Below are 26377 nucleotides of genomic sequence, written 5' to 3' on the forward strand. Positions count from 1 at the left end.
AATAAAGGATGAGCAGGGTTGAGAGCAGCGTGATCGAGGTGCTGCGCCTCCTATCCTGCGCTTTCAGGTATCGTTCAATATCCCACTCGTAAGCCATGCGTCTCGAATTCCCCTGGTTTTCGAAACGTCCATTAGTCATCTCTGCTTGAGCGAAGCTTAATTTAAGCGATTCACGATGAAACTCATAGCCGACTAGTTCCGGTGCTTATGCGCCTTACCGAATCTCTAAGAACAGCGGTTGCCATGCAAGGGCCTGCCTCGGTCCGCCGGGATGCAGGCCCTCAACCCGATGGTGAACAACAGGTTCAGAGAAAAGAGAGGGCTCGCCCGTTTTTCCCGTCCGAGCCCTCAACAGTCTCTTGGCGATTGAATTAATTGCACAACTTTCAAGAGAGTGCATCACCCGAATGATTAGATCGATCGGTCTATTCCGCTTTCGATGCGCACCTGAGCGAATTCACCAGTTTCAAGGGCGGGCAGTGCCCCCGGACGGGCTGGCACGGAATCACATGCAAGAGGCCTGGCACACACGCCCTCGTGAGATCCGCCGCGCCAGGCCTCCTGCCGCGCCAAGGGGGATCGGTCGCGACGCGGCACTCTTCTCCCCCTAATCGAAATGGTTCTACTTCCGTTATCAGACATACCTAACAGGCCGTAAATACCCACAGCACCCGTATCAAAACGGGCCAACTTCAGGACATCACCATGAGCGTCATCACTGCCGCACAGATCCGCGCGGCTGCAAAATCGCGTGTCAACGAAGGCAATATGAAATCGGTCCTGGTCGCGCTGGACAAATTCGGGCTAGGGCTGGGACTGAACCGTCCGCACCGGGTCGCGCATTACCTCGCGCAGCTGATGCACGAGAGCGGAGCTTTCCGCTTTGATCAGGAAATTTGGGGACCGACGGCTGCACAGGCCCGATATGATACCCGCACCGATCTCGGCAACACGCCGGCAGCCGATGGTGACGGTTACCTTTACCGCGGTCGGGCCGGCATTCAGATTACCGGCAAGGCGAACTATGAGGCCTTCCGTGACTGGTGCCGGGAGAAGGGGTTCAATCCGCCTGACTTCGTGGCGCATCCGGATCTCGTCAACACCGATCCGTGGGAAGGCCTCGTGCCGCTCTGGTACTGGTCGACTCGGAACCTGAACGCCTACGCCGACCGGAACGACATCGAGACCATCACCAAGAAGATCAACGGCGGTAAGAACGGCCTGGTCGACCGCATCGACTACTACGGTCGGATCTCTCTCGTCCTGCTCGGTTACCAGTCGACCGAGGCAGACATCCGGCGCTACCAGTCCGAACGCGGCCTCGACGTCGATGGCGACGTCGGGCCGAAGACCCGCGCGGCCCTGCACAAGGATCTCCTCGCTCTTTCGGGGGCGTCGGTGCAGATGGCGGCCTTTTCCGCTTCGCCGGTGACCGAAGAAAAGGCTGTGGTGCCGGTCACCGTCGAGACGCAGGTCAAACGCAAGTTCAGCCTCTTCGGCCTTTTCGGTGGTGGCGGATCGTTCGGTGGCCTTGGTCTGGCGGCCTTGACCGGCATGGATTGGCAGGTGGTCGCGGTGCTGGCCATCGTGATCCTCGTCACACTGATCCTTGGCCTTTTGCTTCAGAACTCGATCGTCTCGGCGGTCGGCAAGATCCGTGCGGCGGTGGAGCCATGATCACCGACAAGATCAGCATGGCGGTCGGTGCGGCCGGTGGGCTGGTGCTCGGCTTCGCCGTCTTCACCACCATCAATGCCGTCTGGTGGCTACCAGATGCCAAGGAGGAGGCGCGCGCCGTCGAGCGCGCCACCATGCAAGCAGCAACCGACAAAGCCGTAGGAGAACTGAGCAATGAAGCTGACAAGGCTCGCTTTAACCGTCGCATGTGCCGTGAGCGCGGCGGCGTGTACCTCAACTCAACAGGTCAGTGCCTCGAAGGGCCAGCTGTCCCGCACGGCTAGGGCAATTGTCGGGACGTCGCTGATCGGCGCGCGTGGCGCAACGCCCGATGATCAGGATGCGATCGACGACACCGTCGCCGGTGTGTGTGGGGCGGGCGTCTGGACGCCGGGGGAGTGCCTGGCGCATGATCAGAAATCGGCTAAGAAGCCAGGATGAGCCATCGCCTCCTCAGGCTGCAGCGTTCGCCGAGGAAGTCAGCATAGCAAGCAGCTGAACCTCGCCCCAAAAGCCGCTCTGAGAGAGAGTGATTACATCAGCTGCAATATCCGCGGCAGAGGCGGAGGATTTCAGGATGCCCCGTTGGTCGCAGATTTTCTCCAGAACCTGCTGGAGCATCTGCAACTCCTCAGGCTCAAAGGCGCCGACAATAGGATTGTGGTTCTGGAGCATCTGCCAAACTAACACCTGGAGCGCCTTCATTCCAGATGGGCAAAGGTCTGATTCTTTTGTGGGTCCGTGAGAACTTAGACTGCTGGTGGCGGTCGCTTGCTTGCAAAAAAGACCAGCAATCCCACGGCCGCTAGCAAGGCGAAGCCGAAAACGATCATGATGGGTGCAAGCGCTATCTGCTCCCCCAGACACAGAGATGATGTGGTGGTTTCTGGTTTCATTCCCGTACGAGGTCACTCTCCCAAGTCGGTGTAGAAATAGAGTAGACGTTCCACGCGGCCAGCAGGTCGTTGGACATTTTGCCGTGAAAATTCCTGCGAATGAGATAGAATCCGAACCAAAGCTGCAGCACGGCAGCTCCCCAAAAACACCACACGTCCATTATGCTCTCCGACTTGCCGACGCCAAACGTCGTGCGTGTGCCCTCGTTCCCGGCGGGAGAGCTTCCGGAGGGGCTTACGCTTAACAGCCCGTTACTGAGCCTGCCTGCCTATTCGAGCCGGAGAGCGGATCGGAAGGGGACCTCGCGTAGGACTGTCCCATCCTCAGCGCAGATCTCGAAGCGCTGGCCATCTATAATTTCGTTGCTCAGGACCTTTTCCGCGAGCATCTCCCTTGCGGCTTTGAGTGCTTCGTTTTGAGCCTCGTCGATGGTGGCGAACTCGGTTCCTTCCGGATCTTCTTCAAGGGCATCGTGTTTGCGGACGTGAAAATAATACTCAGGCATGCCGTCTCCATCAGATCAAAGGGTTCAAACTCCGCTCTGAACGTCAGGTTCCCCCACCGTCCGCGATCAAAATGGCCGGCTGTCAGAAGGTCCGTGTTGCTTGTCGAGGCCCGGCGGTTTTTGCGGCGTGCCGCCGAAGAGGTCAACTGAGGTTCTTGCCCGCCACGTGCGTCACAGACCTGAAAATCTTCGAGTAGTCCGGCGGCTTGTCCCATGCGAACCGCGGAGAGCAGCGGGGGCAGGGCATCCCGGCAGCACCACAGCCGCATCCGTGTGTTCCCGTGAATGGCTTTGTCGGGTGTGTCCCGCACACCCACCCGGTGTCGCGGCAGTCTTTGCATGTCAGCATGATCGTGCCTCCGCACATGAGCGAACATGGAGTCGCCGGCCGCAGGTTCAACGAGACCGGAACCAGAACAATCAAAATTCAGACTGAAGCATTGAAAGGGCGGCAGGACCAATGGCAGGGAACGACGATATGGCCAACGGCATCGACCAGCGAACCTACACAGATGCCATGACTGCCCAGCTCGGTGAGCGGGTTACAAATCTTGGCCGGCGCCAATCTGACCTTGAGGGTGAGATGCGATCGGGCTTCAAGCAGATCGAATCGTCAATGGCCGCGATGTCATCGGAGATGCGCTCTTCTGTCGCCGCGCTCTCGACCAACATGGCGGAGCGCAACAAGCCGCAGTGGCAGGCTATCGCGGTAGCCCTCTCGTTCTGCACGATTGTCGGTGGGTTGGTTTACTGGCCAATCCAGAGCGCAACGACCGACCTCAAGGGCTCGATCACGATCATCACGGAGAAGATGGTGACGCAAAAGGAGATGGAATGGCGGACGAACCGCGGATCTGAAGACCGTGCGCGATCAGAAGCCTCGCTCAAGGAAATCCGTGACGCCCAGGTCCCGCGTGAAGAACTTGACCGCGTATGGGCGAACTACGATCAACGGTTCCAGGACCAGCAGCGCCAGATCGACGAGGTGAAGACTGCCCAGGGGAGCGTTTACGGTCAGCGGGATATCATTCTCGATCTTCGGGAACGCCTCGATCGGGTCGAGAGACAACGGGTGGCATTACCGGGTAGCTAGTAGGCGTTGATCCAATGAAAGCCCCACCGGCAGGACTGACCGGCAGGGCTCCATGTCGGGAGTAGAGCGCGGTCGCACTGCGTCCGATCTCCCGGAAAAGTTCTCGCCGCCTTTCAGTCCTTCGACGACGTGAGCCTTTCCAGCCTCCGTATGCAAACCTAACCGCTGGAGGACGAAACCGTTCCGCGGTGATCGAGACAAGTAATGGAGGGGTGAGGATTCCAAGAGAAAGCCCTGCCAGTTAGGGACCGGGCAGGGCTCCCGGTGCGCAGCGTCAGCCTTCAAAGACGGTTCGCGCGCATCCTCGGTATCTAACCAGCGGGCCGCTGGACATGTTCCTAATTCGGCAGCGAGCCACCGGGGTACTCTCCCCTTCATTGCTGTTCAAGACAGCGTCGTTCTTGGCGTCGATGATGATCCTCAAAGCCCGGACCATGCCGGCGGCCTCCAACAGCGCCGCCTTGATCTCCTCATCGCTGAACATCGGCATCGACCTAGACATGGTGAGGAAGTCGATCGACGGATCCCGGCCCAGGCTATCTTGAGCCGTGCCGACCTGGTCGCGGCCGTCGCGGATCGCTCGGTAGGCGCGATCCAAGAGGTTGCCGCGCTCGAACTCGGAACACTTCCCCACCTCATTCGCGGCGCGCACCAGCTCAGCGATGAAGTCGGGAAGGGTGCTCATTGCAACGTTTCCTCGTCAGGTGTCTGATCGCCGGAATTCAGCAGGTCCACGTAGATGTCTGCTTCATCGAGCTTCAGCCGTGATCGCGGCTTCCCTCCGACGAACACCGTCCTGCCTGTCGTGGTGTCGAATATCTCCCACGTCGCGCCGCTGTCCTTTCGGATATCGAAGCGAGGTCCCCCTTTCACCGTCATAGGATTGCCCTCTGGAGCCGGTAGGTGGTCGGTGGTGGGAGAGCTTCATGTGCTTGAGCGAGCGTTTCCAGCCAAGCCGCAAGGCCAGCGGGCACCTCTTCGTTGCCCGTTTCCAGCGCTTCAATCCATGAAAGATCACATTGCAAAGCCGATGCAAAGTTGATTGGCGTCCAGCGGATATGGCGCAGGCATTCGTTGAATCGGTCCGGGCTCATGTCATCAGCAATGACACCCTCTCAACGAGAGTCAAGTTGCCAGATACCGGTCACGAGCGGCGAAACGCACTTCCCAAACCATGTCGTAGTGCGATGGTCACTCGGTGGCGGAGACAAGGCCCAGCGCCAAGGCATATAGCGGAACAATCCAAAGCAAGGTCGCAACAAAACCGGAGAACCAAAACCGCCTTGGTATATCATCGTCCGCCAGCCGCCGTATCCGCGGTGGTGGCATGCGGGCCTCTGACCTCCTCCAGAACAGGCCGGTGAAAAACAACCAGCTTGCAATCCCGCCAATCAATGTCACGGCGCAGAACAACACCATACCTACACCGATCGCCAATGATGTGAGGAGCCCGCTAAATTCGTAGTTCAGGAAAGCGATGGCGGCGGCGGCGATCGACAGGCCGATTGCCAAAAAGGCCCTGTGGCCCCAAACGTTGAAGACGGCTTCTCTGGCTTCAGACGGCACGGCGCGTATCGCAGCCGACATGTTGGCGTTCAACTCATCCTCCCGATGGCGCATCACCTTTCCGCGGTTTGCGCGGATTTGCATCATTTCAATTGAGATGAGGGGCAAAAGGTTCCGGACGATGGGGGTCGTCGGAGCATTTTTAATGCGCTGCCGCTGCCATACATCCGGCCGAGGCTCCGATCTCTTTCGGGCGGGGGATGTTCATCGTTCGTTTCGGCGGTGCTGAACTCCCCAGACGACGGAAAATCAGAGAGATAGGCAAATCAGCCCGCACTCAATCACCCCTCAATATCCCCATCTAGCAACACCCCTGTATCCTTGATCGCGTGTGGTGTTCGCTGGAGGGTTGGATGATGATCAAGACGGACTGGGTGATGTTGGCGGCAGTGGCAATACCGGTAGTGCCGGCTCTGTTGAAGGAGGTGCGGCTTTGTTGGGAAGCATGGCGAAAGCGTCGGCGAGGCGAATGCCAGCGGATTACCCGGCCGCCCGGCTAGTCCGCAAGCGAATTTGATGACCGCCCAATACTTCCTGAGCATATTCCGTCCGCCCATTCGATGGCGGACCTTACGGTCTCCTCTGCCTTCACGGGCGGGGGAGGCCGTTTTTCGTTTTAGCCCAGAGCGAATCCGAGGATAAGCCGCGCGGCTACCAGCCCGAACAAAACGCACATCACCGCGAAGACGAACCAGTCAGGAATCTTGTGAAACATCGGGCTTCCTGTCCCAATGGGGGTAGTGCTCGGCGCACCACCACCGCATCGGCTGTGCTCCCTTGCCGAAGCCAAGGCCGCCCCATTTGTTACAGCCCTCGACCTCGCACCAGTGTTCGAAATGAACCGGCGCGGAGGGATGGGTTGTCGTGCGTTCCTCACTCATAGCAGCGGCGGTTCCTCTTCCATGGGCTTCGCCGGCGGCTCCACGATCACCAGCATGTTTCCCGGTAGCGGTCGCTGCAGGTGCTTTGCTTCTTCCCACGGCGCCGTGAGCCACATGTCGACCTCTTCCGGCGTTGTCAGGATCGCCGGCATTGCCTTTTCATGGATCGGAGAGACGATCTCGTTCGGCGAGGTGGTCAGGAATCCGAACAACTCATATTCGCGCTCTCCGTCGCGGACCTTGCGAATACCGCGCCAGGGCGTCCAGAAGCCGGCGAAGAACATCAAGGGGCGATCCTCGCTGCCGGCGAACCAGGCGTTCGGCACGCGGCCGCCCATGACCTTCCTTGCAGGATCCGGTTCCGCGAAAGACGTGAAGGGGACAACGCAGCGGCTGGTTGGGCCGAGCCAACGCCTCCAGTGCGGCGAGCTGACATTGCGGATGTTCGTCACGCCTGGATCGTAGTTTTTCACGAAGGCCGGCGGCGACGGCATGCCCCATGTCAGACTGGCGATCTCCCGCTGCCCATCCTCCCCGACGCGGACGACAGGCGCCTGATAGCCGGGATAGACATCAAGCGAGGGCTGGTTCCAGCCGGCCTTGTCCCGGAAGGACTTGGTGAACTGCAGAACAGCCTCTCGGCTCGTGGTGACATTGTAGAGGTTGCACATTCACTCTCACCTCGGCAGTGACGAAATATCGATTACGCTATCGTATTTTTTGCATTCTTTGCAAAGCAGCTTGCTCTCGAGCTCTTTTAAGCGGGCATTGGGTCCGTATCGTCGGGCGAGATTGCTCTTATTGAGCGGCCCACGCCGCCCGCAACGGCATCTGCCGTGGAGCACCTCCCATTCCTGAAGATCAGCCAGACGTTTGCCCAGAGCGATTTCATAGACCTCGCGGCTCACCATCCCGCTCTTCGCCATCCATTCCTCGTGTGTAAAATAGTAGACCAGGCTGCAGCGGTTATAAAATCCTTCCTTCGAACGTTTGCAGCCCAACGTTTTGCACAGATCGCCGAGTAGGCCCGGCATATCCGCATCGCCGTGGTCGTTGAAAAGAGCGTCACCCTCGAAGGTCTTTAGGATGTCGCAGTCCTCGCAGATCACTTTGATCTTCTGCCCTCGATAGTCGGAAAGCGTCGAGGACTTCATGGGGTCTTGGTGTCCCCCGCGATGCGCTCGTATGCCGGCCGCCATCCGCGGGCGAAACCTCGGCTGCCGGCGAACTCAGCCAAAGCCAATTGCTTTCGTAAATGTCTGTTGTCCTCCAGCAGCGTCGCGATCGCCGCTTTCGCATCGTCGTCGTGCCAGGCGAGCACTGCCTCGATCTCCCATTGGGTGTCGATTTCGGCTGACGTCTGGGGTTCGGGCTGCATGGTCATCACATTTCCAGATTAAGGAGGAGGGGAGCAGGATCCGCGTCGACCGTCTCAACCGCGCGCGGTTTCCTGGGAGCGGCAGCGCGTCGCTTCGATCTCTTCTGCGGCAAATCAGACGACAGCTCCAGCGGAGCGGCTGGGGGTGGGCTATCTTCCCTTGCCAAAGGCGGTTCCGCCGCTTCTGGCTCCACGAGTACGGCAACAGCCGGGCTTGGCGTCGCTTTGCTTTCCGACTTTGCAAAACGTATCATTGGCGAGCCTCCTCAGGCTGTTCGTGGCCCAGAACCCGATAGTGCAGCTCCTCTCCATCGAAGCACTTGGTTATGCCGACGATTGGCGGCTTGCCGTCTTCCGCAAGCTTTTCCTGTTGACGCTTGATTGCGTGCTCCGGGCTATCACAATCGGGCCATCCCGCAATTGCCTGCTTGGGGATCTCGCTACCCGCATCGGCCGGTACACCGCTGTTCCAGACGATGAGGCCGACCCTCGTGGTCGTGCTGTAAGCGACCTCCAGCCAAGAGATGGTTGGCCATTTGAGCGTACCCTGACGCGCTGAGATGTCGGCCGAATAGACTTCGTACGCTGCTTGGCCGCCATAGCTCTCCATCAGCTCGATCAATTTCGGCGACGGCTCCCGATCGCTTTCCGCCAACTCCCAAAAATACTCGATATTGGGAACATCGGGATCAATGACCTCCAGAACGTCAGGCATGGCTACTCCTTCGCGCCGAAGCGCGGTCAAACTGTAGGTGATACGTGGATAGCCGCCCGCCATGGCGGCCTCGATGTTCTAATTATGTTCTCATATGCCGGCGAGTCAATTAGGGCCAGAGAAGATTCATCCGAGCCTTTATCAGCTTCATTGATCACGCACGAAAACGTCGGCCTCTTTTGCCGCGTCCAGGAAAGCCTTCCTCGCCTCCGATGGCATGCGCTTCCCTTCCAGTACGTCAAGGCACACTTGGCGCGCCCGGCGATATTGGCGACCATTGGCGATCGGCCATTTGTTCAGCAGAACTCGAGCGGCCTCGCCGGTGCTGGTGATCGTGCGATATCCACCCCGGCCGTCTTCCTCATATGTGATTGGTTTACTCCAACGCTTCGGATCCATGACGCTATACCTCCGTGTGGAATCGAACGGCGTCGACAAGGAGTCGTTCCAGTCATTCCATCCTGCGCTTGATCGCCTTCAGCAGTGCGTCGAGCTCGGCGTTCGATCCGTGTGCCAGCACCAGGTTATCCGCCATCTCTATGATCGCCGTCAGCACCTCGGTCTCCTCCCATCCGGCTTTCACCGCGGCGTGAATTATCTCTTGCAGCGGGACCTCGATCGCCATCTGGCAGAGGAGGTGGCGGTTGTCGCGGTCGGGCGGGACGGGCGGGGCAGGGATATCGATCATCAGGAGGATGATAGGGCGCTCACGCCATAAGGACAGATTCCGTGGTCGCGCGGCTAAAAATCATGTCGCGAGCGGACCCGACATCTGTTCACGAAGATCCGTTCGTGGTGTGGTTGATGAACCGCGCCACCGTGGCGCGCCCTCCGCAAAGGCCAACGATCGGGATTTACATGGCAGAAGGTCAAGACCTGGTAATCGCAATAGCGACCGAAGTGGCGCAGCAGATCGCGAAAGACGCCTACTCTGATGGATTTTCACCGGCAATGAGACAGTCCGGGTCAATCCTGTCAGATATGATAAAGACGCTGCACCTGGCCTTGGCGCCCATCCAGTTCACAGCTGCCATCCAAGACAGATATCGTCAGTTTCTGAACACTGCCATCCGCAGGGTTCCCGAAGCCAGCAGAATTGCGCCACCGCCTCAGATCCTTGGCCCGGTGCTGGAAGGCATCAAATACGAACCCATTGACGGAGATATCGCAAAGCTGTTCTCAAATCTGCTTTCCAGAGCATTTGACAAGGACCGTGTGAACGAGGCTCATCCCGCCTTCCCGTCGATTATCCGTCAATTATCTTCTGATGAGGCTGTCCTGTTGGAGGCCATAGCCACACCAGGTGGACTTGGTTTTGAAGTGGAAATCATTAAGGATTACAGCGCAGACCCGCCAAGCCTTAAACGTCAACGCTCTTACAATCTGGCTCCCACAGCGCTGATTAGCTTTCGCGAAAATATCGAGATGTATGTATCGCACTTGGCCAACCTCGGGCTTACCGAGCATCATCAAGTGCGAATCGGAGAACCCCCCGATGAGCGAAACGGCGAATTATTTGAGATTTACTTCTATGAAATCAGCTTCACTCGGTTCGGACGGACATTCTGGGAAGCCGTCAGTGACTAATGAGGAGGATTCGTAGGTAGTCGGAGACGTAACGAAGGGAGAACATCGGCGCGGGAGTTCGGGACTTTTCCGGGACTTTATGCACTGATCTTCGTATTTTGAGCGGTTTTTGTTCCGTTTTCCCCTTTCGGGGAGAACATCCAAAATCCTGATTTTGACTGAGATTTCAAGGGGATAATTGGTCGGGGCGGCCGGATTTGAACCGACGACCCCTTGACCCCCAGTCAAGTGCGCTACCGGGCTGCGCTACGCCCCGACCTGCTCAATGAGCATGTTTTCCCTAGTCGCTCCGCTATCGCGGCGCAAGCTCAAAATCCCTCGATCGGAAGAAAAAGAGGATGGTCGGTACAAGAATGCGCCGGTGAACATAAAAGCCGCGTCCCGAATTCGGGCGCGGCTTTCGAGGTCGGTCGCGCGATCAGCCCCGGCGGCAGGTCAGATTTCGGGGCAGCCGCGGCGGTTGGCGAAGGTGATGCGATCCGGCCCGTTGCGCGTGAAGCCCTCGACGGTGATGCTGCGGCTCGTCACGCGGACGACCTGGGCGTCGCGAAAGCCTTCGTGGCGGGCCGCGGCACGCGCTTCACCGGGGCTGCAGCCGCGACGATCATAATCGCGGTCCCGGTCGCGGATCATCGGCCGCACGCCATCTGGCCCGACGCGCAGCTTGATATCCTGTGCGGAAGCGGGAACGGAGAAGGCGCCGATGGCGCCTAACGAAAGGGCAACGGCAAGCCCGATATTCGAGATCAGTCTGATCATGGTTATCCTCCTTGTGCGCGGCGGTTCAACCGTCTAGGCGCCAATTGGTTCACGACAGACCAACTAGAAGAGGATGGCAAAGGTTCCTGTGAAGGGAGATCTCAAGTGTAAGCCGACGCTACACAGGTCTCGACTTCGGCATGGAATCTGGGCAAAAAGTCGAACGGGATATCTGAAGGACGTCTAGCGGAAACGCGGTGCGCGGCTCGCATTCATCAGCAGCTCCTGCTGGGAGGCAAACGGTCCGAGAAGCTTCAGCAGGCGGGTTTCTTCTCCACGATCAAGACGATAACGCTTGGCGAATTCGGCAACGCTCCAGACTTTCTTCAAGCCTTTACTGTCGATCTCGTCGAGATTCATATGCGTGGTCATAAGTATCCCCTTTCTTGCTTATTTGAAACTAAACTCACCGGGCGAATTTTGTTCCAGACAACTCTGAGCTTCTATCGTTAATAATGTATCCTCTAACGAACCCTCACTTCTCTTGGACTTTTATACCATTCTGGCCGATGCTGAGCTCGACGCCCTTCGGCTTGGTTTCTTCGCGATAGACGTAAAAACCGAGGCCGACGACGGCTACGAGCAAAGCGCCGATAACCAGGTAGAGATTGTTCGTGCGTGTCATGCGTGCCCCCTGCATATCGTCTAATGGCGGGGAAACGCATGAGATCTCAAAGAGTTCCCGCGCTGCAGCGACTTTCAGTCGTCGTTGGCGGCGTTGAGGTTCTGGGGGCGGATTCCCTCGTCGTGAAACTGCTGTCGTAGCCTCAGCCCCGGCCCGGCGCCTGCGTCGTCCTCGCCCGCGCCGAGGAAAAGCACGCCCTTCGATTCAAATATGGAGCGTAGCCGATCGGTGACGGCTGCGTTCGCGAAGACATGCGAGGCCTCGGCTTCTTCGATCACGGATTTGGAAAGCCCGGATGCGGCGGCGAGTTCCTCCACCGTCATTCCTGTCATCGCGCGTGCGGCGCGGATTTGAGAAACCGTCAGCATAGTAGGAAATCTGGAGCGCCAGGCCTCAAAGTCAAGCGGTCTTGGCCGACGACGGAGGGGATCGTCGCTGCGACCGGATGAAGCGGTGTTCCAGCGCAATGCAGCCCCAGACGATGCCGAGCAGGAGGTAGAAATGCCGCCAGTGGTCGGTGTCGATAACGTTCCCGATGATCGCATGACCCAGTATCATCACCCACGCGATCATCAGATAGGCCTGCCACGGGCGTTCACGCAGCATGTAGCGGAAGCCGAAGCAGAGTGTCGACCAGATCATGATCTGATAGGTGATTGCGCCGAGCCAGCCGTAGGTGGTCAGTGTCTTCAGCCAGATATTGTGCTCGTCCTCGCCAAAGATCTTGCCAAAGGCCATGGGGCCTAGCCCGAGCGGCCGTTCCATGGCCATCAGGAAACCGATCTTGTGACGTTCGAAGCGGCCGAGGCGGGCGCCGTCATATTCCTGCACCAGCTTGGCGCGGTTCGTGAACAGGTCGGAGACCTGCGGAAACTGCAGCGCGATCGCCAGCGCCAGGATGAGGAAGATCGCGGCTCCGCCGGCGATCGCAAGAATCTTGAACCGGAACGCGGTGGTGCGCTCCTTCAGCAGCATGACGATGACGAGCGCGATACCGGCAAATATCAGAAGGCCCCAGGCGGCGCGCGAGAAGGAGAGGAAGATGCCGAGCGCGAGAATGAGAATGCCGGCGATCAGCAGCGGAGCCTTCATCAGCGGTCCGGTCAGCAACCGGTAGAGGAGGTAGAGGAGGGGGGCGACGAGATAGGGGCCGAAGACGTTCGGGTCCTGAAAGGCGCCCATGGCGCGGTTGTAGCGGGTGAAGACGTGCGAGCCGGGAAAGGCGTTGAAATAGCCGAGGACGCCGAGCAGCGAGGTGATGATCGCAGCGATCACCCAGGCCTTGAAGATCAGGTTCAGGCGCCGGTGGTCGTTCTCGATGATCGCCGCGTAAAAGACCGCGCTCAGTGCCAGGAAGGTGGAGACGGCGAAATACATGGGAGCCTCGCTCATGTCCTTCATGACGAACATGGAGAACAGGCCGCTCATGTTGAACGTCAGCAGCATCGCGAGAAGCGGCGCGACGGTGCGCGATATCTTCAGGCCGAGCAGGAACCAGATGCCGATCTGGATCACCATGATCAGTTCGTAAGGGGCAGGCTCGGAAATGACGAAGCCGGACAGGAAGACGCCAAACGCGATCAGGCCGGAACCAGCCAGCTTCACGGCGGCAAGCCGCCCGTCGAAACCCGCCAAATGGCCGCCCGGTCGGCTATAGTCGAGCGTGCTCAATAGGCGTTATCCGTGTTGAGAAGCCGGATCGGCGTCAGGAACAGGATCTTCAGGTCGAAAAGCAGGGACCAGTTCTCGATATAGTCGAGGTCGTAGGCCGTGCGGGCGCGGATTTTTTCGTCGCTGTCGAGCTCGCCGCGCAGGCCGTTGATCTGGGCCCAGCCGGTGACGCCCGGCTTCACGCGGTGGCGGGCGAAATAGCTCTCGACCACGTCGACATATTTGCGCGTTCCCGTCTGGGCGAGCACCGCGTGCGGGCGCGGGCCGACGAGCGAAAGCTGGCCGCGCAGAACATTGAACAGCTGCGGCAGTTCGTCGATCGAGGATTTGCGCAGGAAGCGGCCGACCGGCGTGACGCGCGGGTCGCCCTTGGTGACGGCCTTGACCGCCGTCTGGTCGCTGAGGTCGGCATACATCGAACGGAACTTCAGGACGTCGATGATCTCGTTGTTGAAGCCGTGGCGCTTCTGGCGAAACAGGATCGGCCCCTTCGAGGTCGCCTTCACAGCGACAGCCGCGCCCAGCATGATCGGCCAGGTGAGGAGAAGGCCGACCACCGAAAAGACGATGTCGAAGACGCGCTTGGCGACCGAATCCCAGTCGCGGATCGGCTTGTCGAAAATGTCGAACATCGGCACGGCGCCGACGTGCGAGTAGGAGCGGGGGCGAAAGCGCAGTCGATTGGCATGGGCGGCAAGGCGGATATCGACCGGCAGCACCCAGAGCTTGCGCAGCAGCTGCAGGATGCGGGCCTCGGCACTGGCCGGCAGCGCGATGATCAGCATGTCGATGCGGGCGAGGCGGGCGAATTCGATGAGCTCCGCGAAGGTCCCGAGCTTCGGGTAACCCGCGACGACGGTCGGCGAGCGTTCGCTGTTGCGGTCGTCGAAAATGCCGCAGATGCGGATGTCATTGTCGGGCTGCTGTTCGAGCTGGCGGACGAGCTGCTTGGCCGGTTCACCGCCGCCGACGATGATGGCGCGGCGCTCCATCACGCCGTTGCGGCCCCAGTGACGGATGGCGAAGGCCGTGAGCTGCCGTTCGAGGAACAGGAAAGCGGCGCCGGTGACCAGCCAGGCGAAAAGGCCGGTAAGCGGATAGGGCTTGGGTTCGACGAGATAGAGGGTGGATGCGGTCAGCAAAAAACCGATCGTCCAGCCGACGAAGACCCGCTTGGCGCTGCGCGAGGCGCCACGCAGCGACGGGATCTGATAGGTGTCGGCCACCTGCAGAAGCAGCACCGTGAGTGTCGAGCCCCAGGCGATGAGGGCGAAGCGGGCGAGAAAGCCGGTGAGATCGATCGGTGCGAAAAGCGCCCCGACGCCAAGTCCGATGGCAAGCATCGCCAGGAGCTCGAACAGCCGGAACAGGCCGATCAGCATCGTCGGCGAATAGCTGTCGTTGCGGAACTGCTCGGCGATCTGGCGGGCGAACGGATTGAGCACCGTGGCGTTCGCCGGATCGTGCTTTTCGTCGGCTGCACGGAGTTCCGAAACCTTCTTGCGAAGGCTTTCGACATCGAACTGCTCGGACTTGTTCGGCTGGTTCATGGACCGATCCCTTTGGTCTTCCGAGCCCGGCGGCGGCGGAAGCCCGGGCGACACTGGAAGCAATGCGAAACGCTTACCAAAAAGAGGTGAAGGAAGCCTTTAGTCGCGGCCGGAATCAGACCTCGAACCTGTCAGATCTTGATACAGGTTCAGCATTTCCCGGCCCATGACCGAGGCGGAAAACACCGCTTTGAAAGCGTCCGGTTTCGGCATCACCGCGTCCTGCCAGCCAGGCGTGGTGACCGCCTGTGTCATGACGCGGGCGAGATCCTCGGCATCGCCGGGATTGGCAAGGGCAGCACTGGTCTCGCCGAGCACTTCGGGAATGCCGCCGACCCGCGAGGCGATCACCGGCTTGCCGGCGGCTAAGGCCTCCAGCACGATATAGGGCATCGCCTCTGCACGGGAGGGGACAACGACGATCTTTGCCATGGCAAACGCATCGCGCGCCGGCATCGCCGGCCTCATCTGGATACGGCGGCCCAGTCCCCGCTCGGCCATCATCGCCTCGTAGCGGTCGCGATCCGGGCCATCGCCGACCATCAGGGCCGAAAGCGGATGACCGACCGCCCTTTCGGTGCGGGCGAAGGCATCGATGAAGACGTCCGGCCCCTTGAGGTCGCGCAGCATGCCGATATAGAGGAAATGTGGTGCCGCCGGGCCGGTGGCAATCGGTTCGAACTCGGCATCCTTGATGCCGTTGTAGATCACCCGCGACACCTTGCGCGGCTTGCCGACCTTGGCCTCGTAGGTGCGCCGCTCGTAGTCGCAGACGAAGACGAGAGCGTCGCCGAGATGCTCCTGGAAACGTTCGAGCCGCAGCACGGCCTGGCCGGAAAGGCTCGACCGGCTGAAATGCAGGCTGCCGCCATGCGGCGAATAAAGGCGGGCTACGCGATACCTGTTGACCCGCAGGGCTGAGCCGATCAGCCGGGCAATGGCGCCACCCTTGGCGCCGTGCCCGTGCAAGATGTCCGGCTGCAAGCTCTTGATATGTTTGTAACTCCTGTAGATGGCGGCGAAATCGGAAGGGGCGATTGCGCGGCGCATCGGAATGCGGGTGAGGCCGAGCGAAAGCAGCGGCCGGATGCTGTCGAAGAGGCGGTCCTCATGCGCTCCGCCGGTCGAACTGTCGCACAGGATGCCAACCTCATGGCCGGCCGCCCGATGCTCCTCGACGAGGTCGCGCACGTGGCGAAAAATCCCGCCGACGGGCGACCTGAAGCAGTGGAGTATCCGCAAGGGAGGGCTCTGCGCCATGGACCGGTCAGAACAGCCGCTCGCGAACGTAGATCGTGTCGCCGGCAAGCACCGTGGAAGAGATGACGGTGCGGCCGGTGATCACCTGGCCGTTGATCTTGCGGGTGACGTCGACATCGCGCTGGTTGCCGCGGGAGGTGAAGCCGCCGGCGATCGCGATCGCGTTCTGGGCGGTCATACCCGGCACGTAGGAATATTGTCCCGGCCGGCCGACTTCGCCCATGACGAAGACGGGACGGTAGCGGTCGATCTCGGCGGTAACGTCCGGATCGCGCAGATAACCCTGCTTCAGGCGCGACGCGATCGAGCCTTCCAGCGCCGGCAGCGTCTGGCCGCGGGCAGCCACCTGGCCGATCAGCGGAAAGGCGATGTAACCGGCCTGATCGACCGTATAGGTATTGGTGAGGCCGGGCTGCTCAAAGACGCTGACGCGCAGGCGGTCGCCGCTATCCAGCCTGTACGGCTGCATAGCTGCCTGCTGGAAACTTTTCGGAGCGGGCGCGTAGCTCGTGCAGCCGGCAAGCGCCGTCGCAGCGAGGGCTAACGCCAGCACCTGTTTGGCCATCACGCGTTTGAAGGGGGCGAAGGACATTTCCGCGTTCGAGGCTCCGGCTGTTCATACCATCTGTCCCCGTTATCGATCCGTTAGGGTTAATGCCCGGTAAAGAGGCCGGGAATTTGGGGATTTTCTTGGAGCTTTAACGGCTGTACTTGGCCATTAACCCTCGCGTTACCATGATCCTTTACTCTTCGCCGAAACCGATCAGTTGGAGCGTATCATGTCAGGCGTAAACGGTGGCAATCAGGACGTGGATATCGACCTCGGGCGGGTCATCTCGGCGGTCTGGGAACGCAAGGGCAGGATATTGGGCGCGACGATCGTCGCAGCCGCGATCGCACTGGTCGGCACGAGCCTGATGAAGCCCAGCTACAAGGGCGAGACGCGGCTGCTGATCGAATCCCGCTCGCCGAACCTGTCGGGAGGGGACGCTGCCGCACAGGCCAACGACCCGCTTCTGGACTCGCTCAACATCACCAGCCAGGCGCAGCTGCTGCAATCGACCGATCTCATCAAGCGCGTTGCCCGCGACCTCAACCTCGCCAAGCTCAAGGAATTCGATCCGGCCGCGCAGTCCTTCCTGCCAGACCCGCTGGTTCTGATCGGCCTGAAACAGGATCCGATGAAGCTCGATCCGGAAGACCGGGTGATTCAGGAGTTCCGCGAGAAGCTGGATGTCTATGCGGTCGAGAATTCGCGCGTCATCGCCATCGAGTTTTCCTCGCGCGATCCGAAGCTTGCCGCCGACATCCCGAACAGGATGGCCGATGTCTATCTCCAGCTCCAGAGCGGTGCCAAGCTCGACACCCACTCCGAGACCGCCAAATGGCTGGAGCCTGAGATCGCCAACCTGACCCAGAAGGTCAAGGAGGCCGAAAAGAAGGTGGCGGACTACCGCTCCTCCAACGGCCTGTTCCAGACCACCGAGACCAACAGTTTCTCGACCCAGCAGCTCAACGACATCTCGACCGAGCTTGCCCGCATCCGCGGCGAGCGGGCAAATGCCGAGGCCCGCGCCGAAAACGTCCGGGCGGCGCTGAAGGCCGGCCGCGCTTCCGACACGCTGAGCGATGTCGTCGGTTCGCAGGTCATCCAGCGGCTGAAGGAAGCCGAAGCCAACCTGCAGGCGCAGATCTCCGACTCCGCGACCTCGCTGCTCGAAGGTCATCCGCGGCTGAAAGGCCTGCGCGGCCAGCTTTCCGGTATCCGCCAGCAGATCGAGAGCGAGACCAAGAAAATCCTCGCGAGCCTCGACAACGAAGCCGAAATGTCGCGCATCCGCGAACGCCAGTTGATGGGGCAGCTCAACGGGTTGAAGGCGGATTCCGCCAAGGCGGGCGAAGAGGAAGTCGGTCTGCGTGCGCTGGAACGCGAGGCCGCCGCCCAGCGCCAGCTTCTCGAGACCTATCTGGCACGCTACCGCGAAGCGAGCTCCCGCCTCGAGGGCAATTCGAGCCCGGCCGATGCCCGCGTCGTCTCGAAAGCCGTCGAACCGTCGGAACCCTATTTCCCGAAGATCATCCCGATCGTCATCGTCGTCTCGCTCGCGACGTTCATTTTCGGCTGCCTGATCGTCATCGTCATCGAGCTCTTTTCCGGCCGCGCGCTGCGCCCGTCCGGCGTTCGTGACGGCGAGGATGATACCGTGCTGGAACCTGCCGTATCGGCGCCCGCCGCGGCGCCGCTGCCGGTCCATCAGATGCAGGCCGAGGCCGCCCGTTTCGACCGGCCGGATCCGGCCCGCGAAAGCGCGAAGAACGCGGCAGCACTCGCCTATGCCAGGATCGCCGAACAGTCGCTGTCGGAAAAGGAGAGCGAAGCAGAGGAAGCCGTAGCGGAGGTCGATGATAGCGGCTTCACCATCGGCTCGGTCGCGCACTACCTGCAGCGGCACGATGTGCCTGTCGCGATCGCCATTTCACCAGGCGGTGACGAGGGTTCCACCGCGACCGTCATGCTTGCCCGCGAGATTGCCGAGAGCGGCCGCACCGTCGTGCTGGTCGACATGACCGGTTCTGCCACCCCGACCCAGATGATGGCAGAAAATCCGAAACTGCCCGGTATTACCGACCTCCTCTGCGGCGAGACCGCCTTCGGCGACGCGATCCATCCGGATCGGCTTTCCGACGCGCATATCATTCCGCACGGCGCCTCGGACCCGGCGCGTGCGATGCGCGGCGTCGATCGCCTGTCGATGATCATCGATGCGCTGGCGGATGCCTATGACCTGGTGCTGATCGAATGCGGCCCGGCCGAGATCGCCGGCATCTCCCGCCTGACCCGCAACGCGATGGCAGAAATTATCCTGTCGGTTCCGGGCTTCAAGGATGAGGAGGTTGCCGAACTGGTGACGGATTTCGATGCGGCCGGTTACGGCAACCTGCTGATCATGGCGCAGACCGCCGACCGGCATTCGCCACGTCCCGGCAAACGCCACGCCGCCTGACTATTCGGCTGGCGGTTCTGCGTCGGAGGCGGGAGCTTCCGACGCTTTTGGGCACCGGCGGGACCGCCAGCGTTGCACCATCGCATAGAGATGCGGATTGCGCTTGACTGCTGCCTTCGCTCTGGTCACTCCGATCAGGAACGGCCGCATCACCGAACCTTTCCAGGTCAGCGGCAGCAACATATCGTACTGAACCGTTTCCTGGGTGCACCAATTGCGTTTGTAGGGCTGGTCGCCGACGCCGAAATCGAACACCGAGGCGTCCTCCCGGCAGGATTGCTCGATCATCAGCCAGAACAGCAATTCGCCGGGGCTCGCCTCCGGGCAGATCGTCTCGTCGATCGAGCTGAACTGGCAGATGACATGGTCGCCCTTGCGCGACAGGCCGGCGATCGCCGCGATATGCCCGTCATGCTCGCCGCGCAGCCGGATGGCATGCAGCGTCAGCGGCGTATCGGTTCCCTTGGCGGGGACATCCATGAGGTGATGGAAGAAATCTTGGATGCCGGGCAATTGAAAGACGTCCGGCAGGCCGAACAGTCTCAGCCGTTCGCCTTTCTGGCGGAAGAAGATTTCGAGCAGGGCGTGTTTTTCGGCGGGATCGGTCGGGGTGAAATGGTCATAGCCGCCGATCGCCTCGATCTTGCGGCTCTGCGAGCGGAACTTCTTGCGGCGGCTTTTCGCATTGAGCTGCGCCAGCGTCGCCTCGAAATTTGGAAAGAGCGGCAGCTGGAAGGAATGGTTCTGGTTCTCGATCGAAGCAAGCGCGGCGAGCGGATGTCGCATGCCCCGCCAGACGAGCGGGATATTGTCGAGAACGACCAGATCCGCCTTGTCGGAGAGCGCGTGCCTTAGGCCATAGGCGAAATTCTGCAATTCTTCCGCATCGGGTGCCGCAAGTTCGGCATCGAAGAGGCCTGTATTGACGTTGTTGAATCGGTGCCCAAGCAGGCGGGCGATCCGGGCGCGGCGTTCCGGGATGATTTCCAGCGGCAGGATGAAAAGCGTGCGACCATCGACGACGCCTTGAACGATCACGAGCTCGCTTTGATGCGCCTGGGCCCAGGCGAAACACCACTCGAAACCCTGATGCAAGGAGTTCTTGGCCAGGCTTTCGAGGCGCCGCCATTCCGCTTCTACGGAGCGTAGATCGTTGCTCAATACGAGGGTGAGGTCGGAGAACCGGATCGTCGGATCACTGGTTCCGGGAAAGCTCTCTTCCTCGGTCTGCTCTTCGTTTTGGATTTTCCGCTGCTGCATGGCTTCGCCCGCTCATCCCGTTTGGCCGGCAAGATAGGGGGAGGGCACCAAAAATCGGTTTACCGCCGGGCTTGAGCCCCGCGAAACCGTTGCCGCTGGTTAACCGCCGGTAAAACCGTTCAAGGTTTCGGCCGTGGCCCGGCCATCCATTTGATGATCAGCATGGCCGGCAGGATCCAGAGGAGGCCGCTGATCAGGAAGTAGAGGAAATGCACCCACCAGGGCGCGGTGCCAAGCAGCAGCGTCGCGAAGGTCGTCGCGGCAAGCGCATAGAAGATCACCAGAATGATGATCAGGATGGTGCCGATGAAACTTCTCAAACGCGGGACCAAGACGTCTTCTCCTATCCGCGACCGCATGCCGCAAAGCGCCGGGGCTTGTTTTGCATGGGTTGATGGGGCAAAGCAACGCGAAATGCTTGATGGATGCTTGCCATGTGCCGCGTCCCTTTGGCTTGAGCGACAGGAGCATACCCATGTCGGCAACCGATGCTGTAATCATCGATGTCCTGAACCATACCACGCGCCGCAAGCGCGACCGCAAGGCCGTGCGCATCTGGCTCGGCGTCGTCGTTTTTACGCTGTTCTGTCTGGTCCTGGTGGGCGGCGCGACGCGGCTTACCGGCTCCGGCCTGTCGATCACCGAATGGAAGCCGATCCACGGCGTCATCCCGCCGCTATCGGCTGCGGAATGGGACGAGGAATTCCGCCTCTACCAGCGCATTCCGCAATATCAGGAGATCAACAAGGACATGACCGTCCAGGAGTTCAAGTCGATCTTCTGGTGGGAATGGGCGCACCGGTTCCTCGCCCGCTCGATCGGCATGGTCTTCGCCCTGCCGCTGATCTTCTTCTGGTTCACCGGCCGTATCGAAAAGCGACTGCGCGGACCGCTGGTCGGCCTGCTGGCGCTCGGCAGTTTCCAAGGGTTCATCGGCTGGTGGATGGTGTCCTCCGGCCTCACCAAGCTGGTCAGCGTCTCGCAATACCGGCTCGCCACCCATCTGGTCATCGCCTGTCTGATCTTCGCCGCCTGCATCTGGATTATGCGCGGGCTGGCGCCGCACAGCCGCGACCTCCCGCCGACCGCAAGATCCAAGTGGGCAGCGGGCGGGATCGCCTTCCTTGTCCTCTTCCAGATTTATCTCGGGGCGCTGGTGGCCGGGCTCGATGCCGGCCTCTCCTACAATACCTGGCCACTGATGGACGGTGCCCTTATCCCCGCCGATCTCTTCGTCCAGCAGCCTTGGTGGATCAATCTCTTCGAGAACCCGAAGACGGTGCAGTTCGTCCATCGCTGCGGCGCCTATGTTCTGTGGGCGGCGACCCTCGTGCACATGATCGCCTCGCTTCGGCTGGCTCCCGGCTCGACCCATGCCCGCCGTGCCGTCCTGCTGTTTGGGCTGGTGACGGTTCAAGCGATCATCGGCATCTCGACGCTCGTCATGCAGGTGCCGCTCGATCTGGCGCTGACGCATCAGGCCGTCGCCCTGATCGTGCTCGGCTTTGCCGTCGCCCATTGGCGCGGTTTCGTCGGCGAATATCCGCCTGAGACCGCGATCGTCACGCGCAGCTGATCTCCGGCCTATTGAATGGAAACCTTGCCTAAGCGGGCGGATCGATTCCCGCCTGTCTTTTCTCCGAGAAAAATTTTCGGCCGCGTGTCGGAAGTGGTGGCCATCGCCCGTCCTTGGGACATAGTTCAAAGGGCTTCGGCCAAGGAGAGGGCAGGGTTATGGCAAAGACAATCGCAATTCTCGTCGCAAGGCTGATCTTCGGCGGCCTGTTCGTCATGGCGACAGTATTCAAGTTTCTCGACATGCAGGCGACGGCCGGCTTCATCTCAGGCGCCGGATTTCCGTTCCCGCTGTTCCTCGCCTGGGTTGCGGCGATCTTCGAGGTGGGGCTGGCCATCGCATTCCTGACCGGCGCGTTCTTCTCGGAGGCCGCCTTGCTCGCCGGCGCCTATGTCATCTTTCTGGCCTTCGCCTTTCATGGTCCGAGCCATTGGGAAGCCAATCAGGCGGAGTTCGGCTTCTTCGTCGACCACTTCACCTTCCTCGCCGGCCTCCTGTTTGCCGCCGTGCATGGCCCGGGCGAGAAGCTCGCCGTCCATCTCGGCCTGAAGCGGACATTCGCCTAAGCTTGTCGCAACACGCTATGGACCGCGGCGGCGACCGCAAGCTCGTCGTCGCGGTCCTTGGCATTGCCGTCTTCGTCATGCCACGCGGCCGAGAGGCAGCCATAGGCGAAGGCATAACGCAGGATGGTACGGACGTCCCGCCCCAGCGTTTCGGCAAACACGCCAGCCATCGACGCGATGCGCTCCTCGTCGCGCGTCAGGTCGAAACGGTCGAGCGGATTGGAAAACATGTTGGCGACGTCGAGCGCTGCATCGCCGATGAGGCCAGCCGGATCGATGATCAGCCAGCCGCGCGGGCCGAGCATGATGTTCTCGTGGTGCAGGTCGCCATGCAGCGGCTTGATATCCCGTTGATCGGCGATCAGCATCTCCGCCAATTCCGCCGCCTCGATGAACGGGCTAGCAACACCGTCGCGGCGGTCTGCTTCGGTCTTCTCGAACAGGCTTTGGAAATAACGGGAAAGCGGCATCAGGCTCGCGGGCGGAGCCATGTCGAACGGGCGATGATATTCCGTCAGCACCTCGGCCGCGATCCTGGTCGCATCCCGGTCGCCATGCGTTTCCATATGCTCGCGCAGTGTCACCTTGCCCGCATGTTCCATCAGCAGGAGTTCGTCCGTACGCGCGATCAGCCGAATGCAGCCGACGCCATCCCGCCACGCCATGAAATCGGCCCCGCGAAGACTGTCTTCCAGCACCTTGGGTTTCAGGATCTTGACGATATCGATCTCACCGCCGGCACGCGTCACTTCAAGGACGGTGCCGACGACGGTATCAGCGATCTGTCTGGCGGTTTCGATCCGCCAGTCGTCAGGAAAGGAAAAGCTTCCCGCCATCAGGCCGAAAGCATCAGGTCCATGTTCTGGACGGCAGCACCCGAAGCGCCCTTGCCGAGGTTGTCGAGCAAGGCGACGAGATTGACATGCGCACCGCCCGGCGTGCCGAACACGAAGAGCTTCATCGTGTCGGTATCGACCAGTTCTTCCGCATCGACGCGCGGCAGGGCCTTGCTCTCTTCGAGCGGCACGATGGTAACGATGTCCTGGCCGGCATAATGCTCGACCAGCACCTTGTGGATGCTTTCCATCGTCGCGCCTTCCTTGAGATCTTCAAGGAAAAGCGGCACCTGGACGATCATGCCCTGCGCAAAACGGCCGACCGACGGCGAGAAGATCGGCGCCCGGTCGAGCTGGCCGTGGATCTTCATCTCCGGCACGTGCTTGTGCTTGAGGTTCAGGCCGTAGAGGAAATTGTTGGCCGAGATCGCGTCTTCACGCGACTGGTCTTCCATCTGGCCGATCAGCTGCTTGCCGCCGCCGGTATAACCGGAGACCGCGTTGACCGTGACCGGATAACCGTCGGGCAGGATGCCGGCGGCGCGCAGCGGCCGGATGAGGGCGATTGCGCCGGTCGGATAGCAACCCGGATTGGCGACATGCCGCGAGGCCTTGATCTTGTCCGCCTGCGCCTTGTCCATTTCCGCAAAGCCATAGGCCCAGGACGGATCGACGCGGAAGGCGGTCGAGGTGTCGATCACCCGCACCTTGTTGTTGCCGGCAAGCATGGTCACGGCTTCCCGCGAGGCATCGTCCGGCAGGCAGAGGATGGCGACATCGGCGCTGTTCAGGAGATCCTCGCGCATGGCGGCGTTGCGCCGCTCCGCTTCCGGGATCGACAGCAGTTCGACGTCGCGGCGGCCGGCCATGCGGGTGCGGATCTGCAGTCCCGTGGTGCCGTGTTCGCCATCGATGAAGATTTTCGCTGTCATGGTCTTGTCCTGTTAGATCAGTGCCTTGGATTGGATGCCGGATTCATTTTACCAGCAAGTTGATTCAGAAATTTAACGCGCCCGCGCGGCGTTCCGCGCGAAGTCCGAGCATATACATTGCAACCGTCGCGCCCGCAATGGCGGTGATATCCGCATGGTCATAAGCCGGCGCCACTTCGACGACATCGGCGCCGCGGATATCGAGCGGCCCAAGCTGGCGCAGGACCGAGAGGATTTTCGCGCTCGAAGGCCCGCCGGCAACCGGCGTGCCGGTGCCCGGCGCAAAGGCCGGATCGAGGCAGTCGATGTCGAAGGTGAGATAGGCCGGCGTTGCCCCGACGTGATCGAGGATCGCCTTGGCAATCTCGGCCGCCGTCATCTCCTCGACCTCATGGCCGTAGAGGAGGCGGATCCCGAAATCTTCCGGCGCGTGGGTGCGGATGCCGACCTGGATCGACCGGGCGGGATCGATGATGCCGGTCCGTACCGCCCGCGCCACGAAGGAGCCGTGGTCGATCCGTCCCTCGTCGTCGAGCCACGTGTCCTGGTGCGCGTCGAACTGCACCAGCGCCATCGGTCCGTGTCTGGCGGTATGCGCTTTCAGCAGCGGCCAGGTCACATAGTGGTCGCCGCCGAGCGTCAGCAGGAAGGCGGCGCTGTCGAGAATGACATTCGCCTGGGCCTCTATCGCAGCCGGGGTCTTCTGGTGGTTGCCGTAGTCGAGCAGGCAGTCGCCGTAATCGATGACGGCCATCTCGGCGAAGAGATCGCGTCGGAACGGATATTGCGGATCGTTGTCGAAGATCGCCGACGCCCGCCGGATCGCCTGCGGTCCGAAGCGGGCGCCGGGCCGGTTGGAGGTCGCGGCATCGAAGGGAATGCCCCAGACGACGGCATCGACACCCGCCAGATCCTTGCTGAAGCGGCGGCGCATGAAGGACAGCGCACCGGCAAAAGTCGGGTCGGTTGCGGCCGAGGTCAGGTTCTTTGCAGTGAAGGCATGGTCGATCGACTTTTCTGCCATGGCGTCCCTCCATCGTTAGGTGGCGGGACGTTGGACAATAAGGCCCGACAAGGCAAGCCGGAGGGAGAAAATTCCCCGTTCAGGAAGCCTTGGCTTCGAATACCGGTGGAAAATCCCCAAGCGCCTTGGCATCCCTGATGCGCGCGCCGATATCCTCCTCGATGATCGATTCCAGCTGCGCAAAGCTGTCGATGACGTAGTAGATCGGCTGGACGATATCGATGCGATAGGGGGTCCTGAGCACCGTCATCAGATCGAAGGGCCGGAATTCGGCCTCACGGCCTTCCATAGCGGCCCGCGTCTCGTTGGGAGAGGAGACGATGCCGGCGCCGAAGCAGCGGCGTCCCTGCGGCGTCTCGATCAGACCGAACTCGACGGTGAACCAGAAGATCCGGAACAGGTGCCAGGAATATTCCTTCCCGAGCCCGACGGCCTTTTCGCCGAAGCGGCGAACGAAATGGGCATAACTCCGGTTGGTGAGGAGCGGGCAGTGGCCGAAGACCTCATGGAAGATATCCGGTTCCTCGATGTAGTCGATGTGTTCGCGGCGTCGGATGAAGGTCGCCAGCGGAAACTTGCCCTGCGACAGCAATTCGTAGAAACGCGACGGTGGAATGAGGGCGGGTACGCCCTCCACGCCGAATCCGGTTGTCTCGTTGAGGCGCCGGTCCACATCGCCAAGCTGGGGAACCTTGTCCGGCTTCAGCCCGAGCGCCTTGACCCCGTCCAGATATTCCCGGCAGGCCTTGTCGGCCAGAAGCGTCATCTGGCGCTGGTAGAGCTCGCTCCAGATCAGGTCTTCTTCGCTTGTGTAGCGGTAGATGCCGTCTGCATCCGGCAGGTTTGCCGTGTAGGTGCTTAGCTTGGCCATCAGCGCCCTCCCGTTCGGTGATGAAATAAAGCCGGGTGCTCCAGCCGCCGGCTGTCAGATCATCATTATATCTCCGAAAGCGCGGGTAATCATTTCAGCTTTGCCGGAATGAGCGTAGATAATGGGAGGATATTTCGGGAGGA

Annotated in this window: 33 protein-coding genes and 1 tRNA gene; 7 read left to right on the forward strand and 27 right to left on the reverse strand. The window is 60.8% G+C overall.

Features of this window, described 5'->3' with window-relative positions; translation table 11 throughout:
• Positions 1-705 precede the first annotated feature (705 nt).
• Both J2857_RS17975 and J2857_RS17980 read left to right on the forward strand, forming a co-directional pair.
• Positions 706-1677, forward strand: a complete 972-nt coding sequence (locus J2857_RS17975) for a peptidoglycan-binding protein (RefSeq protein ID WP_210011439.1) — start codon at positions 706-708, stop codon at positions 1675-1677.
• The gene (locus J2857_RS17980) at positions 1674-1961 is read left to right on the forward strand and encodes a hypothetical protein (RefSeq protein ID WP_245363404.1); all 288 of its coding nucleotides are present in this window, start codon (positions 1674-1676) and stop codon (positions 1959-1961) included. Before J2857_RS17975 ends, J2857_RS17980 begins: the two co-directional genes overlap by 4 nt.
• Before the next feature lie 169 nt (positions 1962-2130).
• On the opposite strand, the gene J2857_RS17985 is transcribed toward J2857_RS17980, so the two are convergent.
• Complete coding sequence (locus tag J2857_RS17985; RefSeq protein WP_210011440.1) at positions 2131-2352, reverse strand: hypothetical protein; 222 nt, start codon at positions 2350-2352, stop codon at positions 2131-2133.
• Between the two features lie 490 nt (positions 2353-2842).
• Positions 2843-3079 (reverse strand): DUF6894 family protein, encoded by a 237-nt coding sequence (locus J2857_RS17990; RefSeq protein WP_210011441.1) that lies wholly within the window; start codon positions 3077-3079, stop codon positions 2843-2845.
• Between the two features lie 478 nt (positions 3080-3557).
• Here J2857_RS17990 and J2857_RS17995 point away from each other — a divergent pair, with 478 nt between their 5' ends.
• Entirely contained in the window at positions 3558-4172 is a 615-nt protein-coding gene (locus J2857_RS17995) for a hypothetical protein (protein WP_210011442.1), read from the forward strand.
• Positions 4173-4446: 274 nt separating this feature from the next.
• Here J2857_RS17995 and J2857_RS18000 read toward each other — a convergent pair whose 3' ends face one another.
• The 10 genes from J2857_RS18000 to J2857_RS18040 all read right to left on the reverse strand — a co-directional run bounded on the left by J2857_RS18000 (position 4447) and on the right by J2857_RS18040 (position 9400).
• Positions 4447-4857, reverse strand: coding sequence for a hypothetical protein (locus J2857_RS18000; RefSeq protein ID WP_210011443.1), 411 nt, complete (start codon positions 4855-4857; stop codon positions 4447-4449).
• On the reverse strand, positions 4854-5051 hold the full coding sequence (locus J2857_RS18005; RefSeq protein ID WP_210011444.1) for a hypothetical protein: 198 nt from the start codon (positions 5049-5051) through the stop codon (positions 4854-4856). The genes J2857_RS18000 and J2857_RS18005 overlap by 4 nt, the downstream gene beginning before the upstream one ends.
• On the reverse strand, positions 5048-5266 hold the full coding sequence (locus J2857_RS30985) for a hypothetical protein (protein ID WP_245363408.1): 219 nt from the start codon (positions 5264-5266) through the stop codon (positions 5048-5050). The genes J2857_RS18005 and J2857_RS30985 overlap by 4 nt, the downstream gene beginning before the upstream one ends.
• A 97-nt stretch (positions 5267-5363) precedes the next feature.
• A complete protein-coding gene (locus tag J2857_RS18010) occupies positions 5364-5771 on the reverse strand; it encodes a hypothetical protein (protein WP_210011445.1) in 408 nt (135 codons plus the stop codon).
• Positions 5772-6615: 844 nt separating this feature from the next.
• Positions 6616-7290, reverse strand: a complete 675-nt coding sequence (locus tag J2857_RS18015) for an SOS response-associated peptidase (protein WP_210011446.1) — start codon at positions 7288-7290, stop codon at positions 6616-6618.
• A gap of 6 nt (positions 7291-7296) precedes the next feature.
• Positions 7297-7773 (reverse strand): hypothetical protein, encoded by a 477-nt coding sequence (locus J2857_RS18020; protein ID WP_210011447.1) that lies wholly within the window; start codon positions 7771-7773, stop codon positions 7297-7299.
• A complete protein-coding gene (locus tag J2857_RS18025) occupies positions 7770-8003 on the reverse strand; it encodes a hypothetical protein (RefSeq protein WP_432420158.1) in 234 nt (77 codons plus the stop codon). Before J2857_RS18025 ends, J2857_RS18020 begins: the two co-directional genes overlap by 4 nt.
• Positions 8004-8247: 244 nt before the next feature.
• Positions 8248-8712 carry a hypothetical protein gene (locus J2857_RS18030; protein WP_210011448.1) on the reverse strand — a complete coding sequence of 155 codons (465 nt, stop codon included), beginning with the start codon at positions 8710-8712 and terminating at the stop codon, positions 8248-8250.
• Positions 8713-8859: 147 nt separating this feature from the next.
• Complete coding sequence (locus tag J2857_RS18035; RefSeq protein WP_210011449.1) at positions 8860-9111, reverse strand: DUF982 domain-containing protein; 252 nt, start codon at positions 9109-9111, stop codon at positions 8860-8862.
• 52 nt (positions 9112-9163) lie between these two features.
• Positions 9164-9400, reverse strand: coding sequence for a hypothetical protein (locus J2857_RS18040; RefSeq protein ID WP_210011450.1), 237 nt, complete (start codon positions 9398-9400; stop codon positions 9164-9166).
• Between the two features lie 116 nt (positions 9401-9516).
• Here J2857_RS18040 and J2857_RS18045 point away from each other — a divergent pair, with 116 nt between their 5' ends.
• A complete protein-coding gene (locus J2857_RS18045; RefSeq protein WP_210011451.1) occupies positions 9517-10299 on the forward strand; it encodes a DUF4393 domain-containing protein in 783 nt (260 codons plus the stop codon).
• Between the two features lie 179 nt (positions 10300-10478).
• Here the strand turns inward: J2857_RS18045 and J2857_RS18050 are convergent.
• The 9 genes from J2857_RS18050 to J2857_RS18090 all read right to left on the reverse strand — a co-directional run bounded on the left by J2857_RS18050 (position 10479) and on the right by J2857_RS18090 (position 16729).
• Positions 10479-10555 (reverse strand) — tRNA-Pro (locus tag J2857_RS18050).
• Between the two features lie 179 nt (positions 10556-10734).
• On the reverse strand, positions 10735-11058 hold the full coding sequence (locus J2857_RS18055; protein ID WP_210011452.1) for a hypothetical protein: 324 nt from the start codon (positions 11056-11058) through the stop codon (positions 10735-10737).
• A gap of 183 nt (positions 11059-11241) precedes the next feature.
• The gene (locus tag J2857_RS18060) at positions 11242-11430 is read right to left on the reverse strand and encodes a hypothetical protein (RefSeq protein ID WP_105402980.1); all 189 of its coding nucleotides are present in this window, start codon (positions 11428-11430) and stop codon (positions 11242-11244) included.
• 103 nt (positions 11431-11533) lie between these two features.
• Positions 11534-11683: a hypothetical protein gene (locus tag J2857_RS18065; protein ID WP_210011453.1), complete on the reverse strand. Its 150-nt coding sequence runs from the start codon at positions 11681-11683 to the stop codon at positions 11534-11536.
• A 74-nt stretch (positions 11684-11757) separates the two neighbouring features.
• Entirely contained in the window at positions 11758-12051 is a 294-nt protein-coding gene (locus J2857_RS18070; RefSeq protein WP_210011454.1) for a helix-turn-helix transcriptional regulator, read from the reverse strand.
• A 31-nt stretch (positions 12052-12082) separates the two neighbouring features.
• A complete protein-coding gene (locus tag J2857_RS18075) occupies positions 12083-13354 on the reverse strand; it encodes an O-antigen ligase family protein (protein WP_245363412.1) in 1272 nt (423 codons plus the stop codon).
• Positions 13351-14904 carry an undecaprenyl-phosphate glucose phosphotransferase gene (locus J2857_RS18080; RefSeq protein WP_210011455.1) on the reverse strand — a complete coding sequence of 518 codons (1554 nt, stop codon included), beginning with the start codon at positions 14902-14904 and terminating at the stop codon, positions 13351-13353. The genes J2857_RS18075 and J2857_RS18080 overlap by 4 nt, the downstream gene beginning before the upstream one ends.
• 99 nt (positions 14905-15003) lie before the next feature.
• On the reverse strand, positions 15004-16164 hold the full coding sequence (locus J2857_RS18085; RefSeq protein ID WP_210011456.1) for a glycosyltransferase family 4 protein: 1161 nt from the start codon (positions 16162-16164) through the stop codon (positions 15004-15006).
• A gap of 7 nt (positions 16165-16171) precedes the next feature.
• The gene (locus J2857_RS18090; protein WP_172717254.1) at positions 16172-16729 is read right to left on the reverse strand and encodes a polysaccharide biosynthesis/export family protein; all 558 of its coding nucleotides are present in this window, start codon (positions 16727-16729) and stop codon (positions 16172-16174) included.
• A 214-nt stretch (positions 16730-16943) separates the two neighbouring features.
• Between J2857_RS18090 and J2857_RS18095 the strand changes: the two genes are divergently transcribed.
• Positions 16944-19169 carry a GumC family protein gene (locus J2857_RS18095; protein WP_210011457.1) on the forward strand — a complete coding sequence of 742 codons (2226 nt, stop codon included), beginning with the start codon at positions 16944-16946 and terminating at the stop codon, positions 19167-19169.
• Here J2857_RS18095 and J2857_RS18100 read toward each other — a convergent pair whose 3' ends face one another.
• Together J2857_RS18100 and J2857_RS18105 are read right to left on the reverse strand one after the other, a co-directional pair.
• On the reverse strand, positions 19170-20429 hold the full coding sequence (locus J2857_RS18100; protein ID WP_210011458.1) for a GNAT family N-acetyltransferase: 1260 nt from the start codon (positions 20427-20429) through the stop codon (positions 19170-19172).
• Between the two features lie 119 nt (positions 20430-20548).
• Positions 20549-20761, reverse strand: a complete 213-nt coding sequence (locus J2857_RS18105; protein ID WP_210011459.1) for a DUF2842 domain-containing protein — start codon at positions 20759-20761, stop codon at positions 20549-20551.
• 143 nt (positions 20762-20904) lie between these two features.
• Between J2857_RS18105 and J2857_RS18110 the strand changes: the two genes are divergently transcribed.
• Together J2857_RS18110 and J2857_RS18115 are read left to right on the forward strand one after the other, a co-directional pair.
• Positions 20905-22005, forward strand: coding sequence for a COX15/CtaA family protein (locus J2857_RS18110; RefSeq protein WP_210011460.1), 1101 nt, complete (start codon positions 20905-20907; stop codon positions 22003-22005).
• A gap of 158 nt (positions 22006-22163) precedes the next feature.
• Positions 22164-22571 (forward strand): DoxX family protein, encoded by a 408-nt coding sequence (locus J2857_RS18115; RefSeq protein ID WP_210011461.1) that lies wholly within the window; start codon positions 22164-22166, stop codon positions 22569-22571.
• On the opposite strand, the gene J2857_RS18120 is transcribed toward J2857_RS18115, so the two are convergent.
• From J2857_RS18120 to J2857_RS18135, 4 genes are all read right to left on the reverse strand, one after another.
• Positions 22568-23407 (reverse strand): aminoglycoside phosphotransferase family protein, encoded by an 840-nt coding sequence (locus J2857_RS18120; protein ID WP_210011462.1) that lies wholly within the window; start codon positions 23405-23407, stop codon positions 22568-22570. The two genes, J2857_RS18115 and J2857_RS18120, sit on opposite strands and share 4 nt — an antisense overlap.
• Complete coding sequence (gene argC / locus J2857_RS18125; protein ID WP_210011463.1) at positions 23407-24339, reverse strand: N-acetyl-gamma-glutamyl-phosphate reductase; 933 nt, start codon at positions 24337-24339, stop codon at positions 23407-23409. Before argC ends, J2857_RS18120 begins: the two co-directional genes overlap by 1 nt.
• 64 nt (positions 24340-24403) lie before the next feature.
• The gene (gene speB, locus J2857_RS18130) at positions 24404-25363 is read right to left on the reverse strand and encodes an agmatinase (protein ID WP_210011464.1); all 960 of its coding nucleotides are present in this window, start codon (positions 25361-25363) and stop codon (positions 24404-24406) included.
• 79 nt (positions 25364-25442) lie between these two features.
• Positions 25443-26234 carry a phenylalanine 4-monooxygenase gene (locus J2857_RS18135; protein WP_210011465.1) on the reverse strand — a complete coding sequence of 264 codons (792 nt, stop codon included), beginning with the start codon at positions 26232-26234 and terminating at the stop codon, positions 25443-25445.
• Positions 26235-26377: the final 143 nt, after the last annotated feature.

The sequence above is a fragment of the Neorhizobium galegae genome (assembly GCF_017877055.1).
Taxonomy (GTDB): domain Bacteria; phylum Pseudomonadota; class Alphaproteobacteria; order Rhizobiales; family Rhizobiaceae; genus Neorhizobium; species Neorhizobium galegae_D.

What these genes read in the sequence shown, in the direction of transcription:
- J2857_RS18090 (WP_172717254.1), bottom strand. Translation starts at nt 16,729, where the DNA reads ATGGCCAAACAGGTGCTGGCGTTAGCCCTCGCTGCGACGGCGCTTGCC.
- J2857_RS18035 (WP_210011449.1), bottom strand. Translation starts at nt 9,111, where the DNA reads ATGGATCCGAAGCGTTGGAGTAAACCAATCACATATGAGGAAGACGGC.
- J2857_RS18030 (WP_210011448.1), bottom strand. Translation starts at nt 8,712, where the DNA reads ATGCCTGACGTTCTGGAGGTCATTGATCCCGATGTTCCCAATATCGAG.
- J2857_RS18120 (WP_210011462.1), bottom strand. Translation starts at nt 23,407, where the DNA reads ATGGCGGGAAGCTTTTCCTTTCCTGACGACTGGCGGATCGAAACCGCC.
- J2857_RS18000 (WP_210011443.1), bottom strand. Translation starts at nt 4,857, where the DNA reads ATGAGCACCCTTCCCGACTTCATCGCTGAGCTGGTGCGCGCCGCGAAT.
- J2857_RS18070 (WP_210011454.1), bottom strand. Translation starts at nt 12,051, where the DNA reads ATGCTGACGGTTTCTCAAATCCGCGCCGCACGCGCGATGACAGGAATG.
- J2857_RS18055 (WP_210011452.1), bottom strand. Translation starts at nt 11,058, where the DNA reads ATGATCAGACTGATCTCGAATATCGGGCTTGCCGTTGCCCTTTCGTTA.
- J2857_RS18135 (WP_210011465.1), bottom strand. Translation starts at nt 26,234, where the DNA reads ATGGCCAAGCTAAGCACCTACACGGCAAACCTGCCGGATGCAGACGGC.
- J2857_RS18025 (WP_432420158.1), bottom strand. Translation starts at nt 8,003, where the DNA reads ATGACCATGCAGCCCGAACCCCAGACGTCAGCCGAAATCGACACCCAA.
- argC (WP_210011463.1), bottom strand. Translation starts at nt 24,339, where the DNA reads ATGACAGCGAAAATCTTCATCGATGGCGAACACGGCACCACGGGACTG.
- J2857_RS18095 (WP_210011457.1), top strand. Translation starts at nt 16,944, where the DNA reads ATGTCAGGCGTAAACGGTGGCAATCAGGACGTGGATATCGACCTCGGG.
- J2857_RS18115 (WP_210011461.1), top strand. Translation starts at nt 22,164, where the DNA reads ATGGCAAAGACAATCGCAATTCTCGTCGCAAGGCTGATCTTCGGCGGC.
- J2857_RS18110 (WP_210011460.1), top strand. Translation starts at nt 20,905, where the DNA reads ATGTCGGCAACCGATGCTGTAATCATCGATGTCCTGAACCATACCACG.
- J2857_RS18085 (WP_210011456.1), bottom strand. Translation starts at nt 16,164, where the DNA reads ATGGCGCAGAGCCCTCCCTTGCGGATACTCCACTGCTTCAGGTCGCCC.
- J2857_RS18065 (WP_210011453.1), bottom strand. Translation starts at nt 11,683, where the DNA reads ATGACACGCACGAACAATCTCTACCTGGTTATCGGCGCTTTGCTCGTA.
- J2857_RS17985 (WP_210011440.1), bottom strand. Translation starts at nt 2,352, where the DNA reads ATGCTCCAGAACCACAATCCTATTGTCGGCGCCTTTGAGCCTGAGGAG.
- J2857_RS18100 (WP_210011458.1), bottom strand. Translation starts at nt 20,429, where the DNA reads ATGCAGCAGCGGAAAATCCAAAACGAAGAGCAGACCGAGGAAGAGAGC.
- J2857_RS18040 (WP_210011450.1), bottom strand. Translation starts at nt 9,400, where the DNA reads ATGATCGATATCCCTGCCCCGCCCGTCCCGCCCGACCGCGACAACCGC.
- speB (WP_210011464.1), bottom strand. Translation starts at nt 25,363, where the DNA reads ATGGCAGAAAAGTCGATCGACCATGCCTTCACTGCAAAGAACCTGACC.
- J2857_RS17975 (WP_210011439.1), top strand. Translation starts at nt 706, where the DNA reads ATGAGCGTCATCACTGCCGCACAGATCCGCGCGGCTGCAAAATCGCGT.
- J2857_RS17980 (WP_245363404.1), top strand. Translation starts at nt 1,674, where the DNA reads ATGATCACCGACAAGATCAGCATGGCGGTCGGTGCGGCCGGTGGGCTG.
- J2857_RS30985 (WP_245363408.1), bottom strand. Translation starts at nt 5,266, where the DNA reads ATGAGCCCGGACCGATTCAACGAATGCCTGCGCCATATCCGCTGGACG.
- J2857_RS18045 (WP_210011451.1), top strand. Translation starts at nt 9,517, where the DNA reads ATGAACCGCGCCACCGTGGCGCGCCCTCCGCAAAGGCCAACGATCGGG.
- J2857_RS17995 (WP_210011442.1), top strand. Translation starts at nt 3,558, where the DNA reads ATGGCCAACGGCATCGACCAGCGAACCTACACAGATGCCATGACTGCC.
- J2857_RS17990 (WP_210011441.1), bottom strand. Translation starts at nt 3,079, where the DNA reads ATGCCTGAGTATTATTTTCACGTCCGCAAACACGATGCCCTTGAAGAA.
- J2857_RS18005 (WP_210011444.1), bottom strand. Translation starts at nt 5,051, where the DNA reads ATGACGGTGAAAGGGGGACCTCGCTTCGATATCCGAAAGGACAGCGGC.
- J2857_RS18060 (WP_105402980.1), bottom strand. Translation starts at nt 11,430, where the DNA reads ATGACCACGCATATGAATCTCGACGAGATCGACAGTAAAGGCTTGAAG.
- J2857_RS18015 (WP_210011446.1), bottom strand. Translation starts at nt 7,290, where the DNA reads ATGTGCAACCTCTACAATGTCACCACGAGCCGAGAGGCTGTTCTGCAG.
- J2857_RS18020 (WP_210011447.1), bottom strand. Translation starts at nt 7,773, where the DNA reads ATGAAGTCCTCGACGCTTTCCGACTATCGAGGGCAGAAGATCAAAGTG.
- J2857_RS18080 (WP_210011455.1), bottom strand. Translation starts at nt 14,904, where the DNA reads ATGAACCAGCCGAACAAGTCCGAGCAGTTCGATGTCGAAAGCCTTCGC.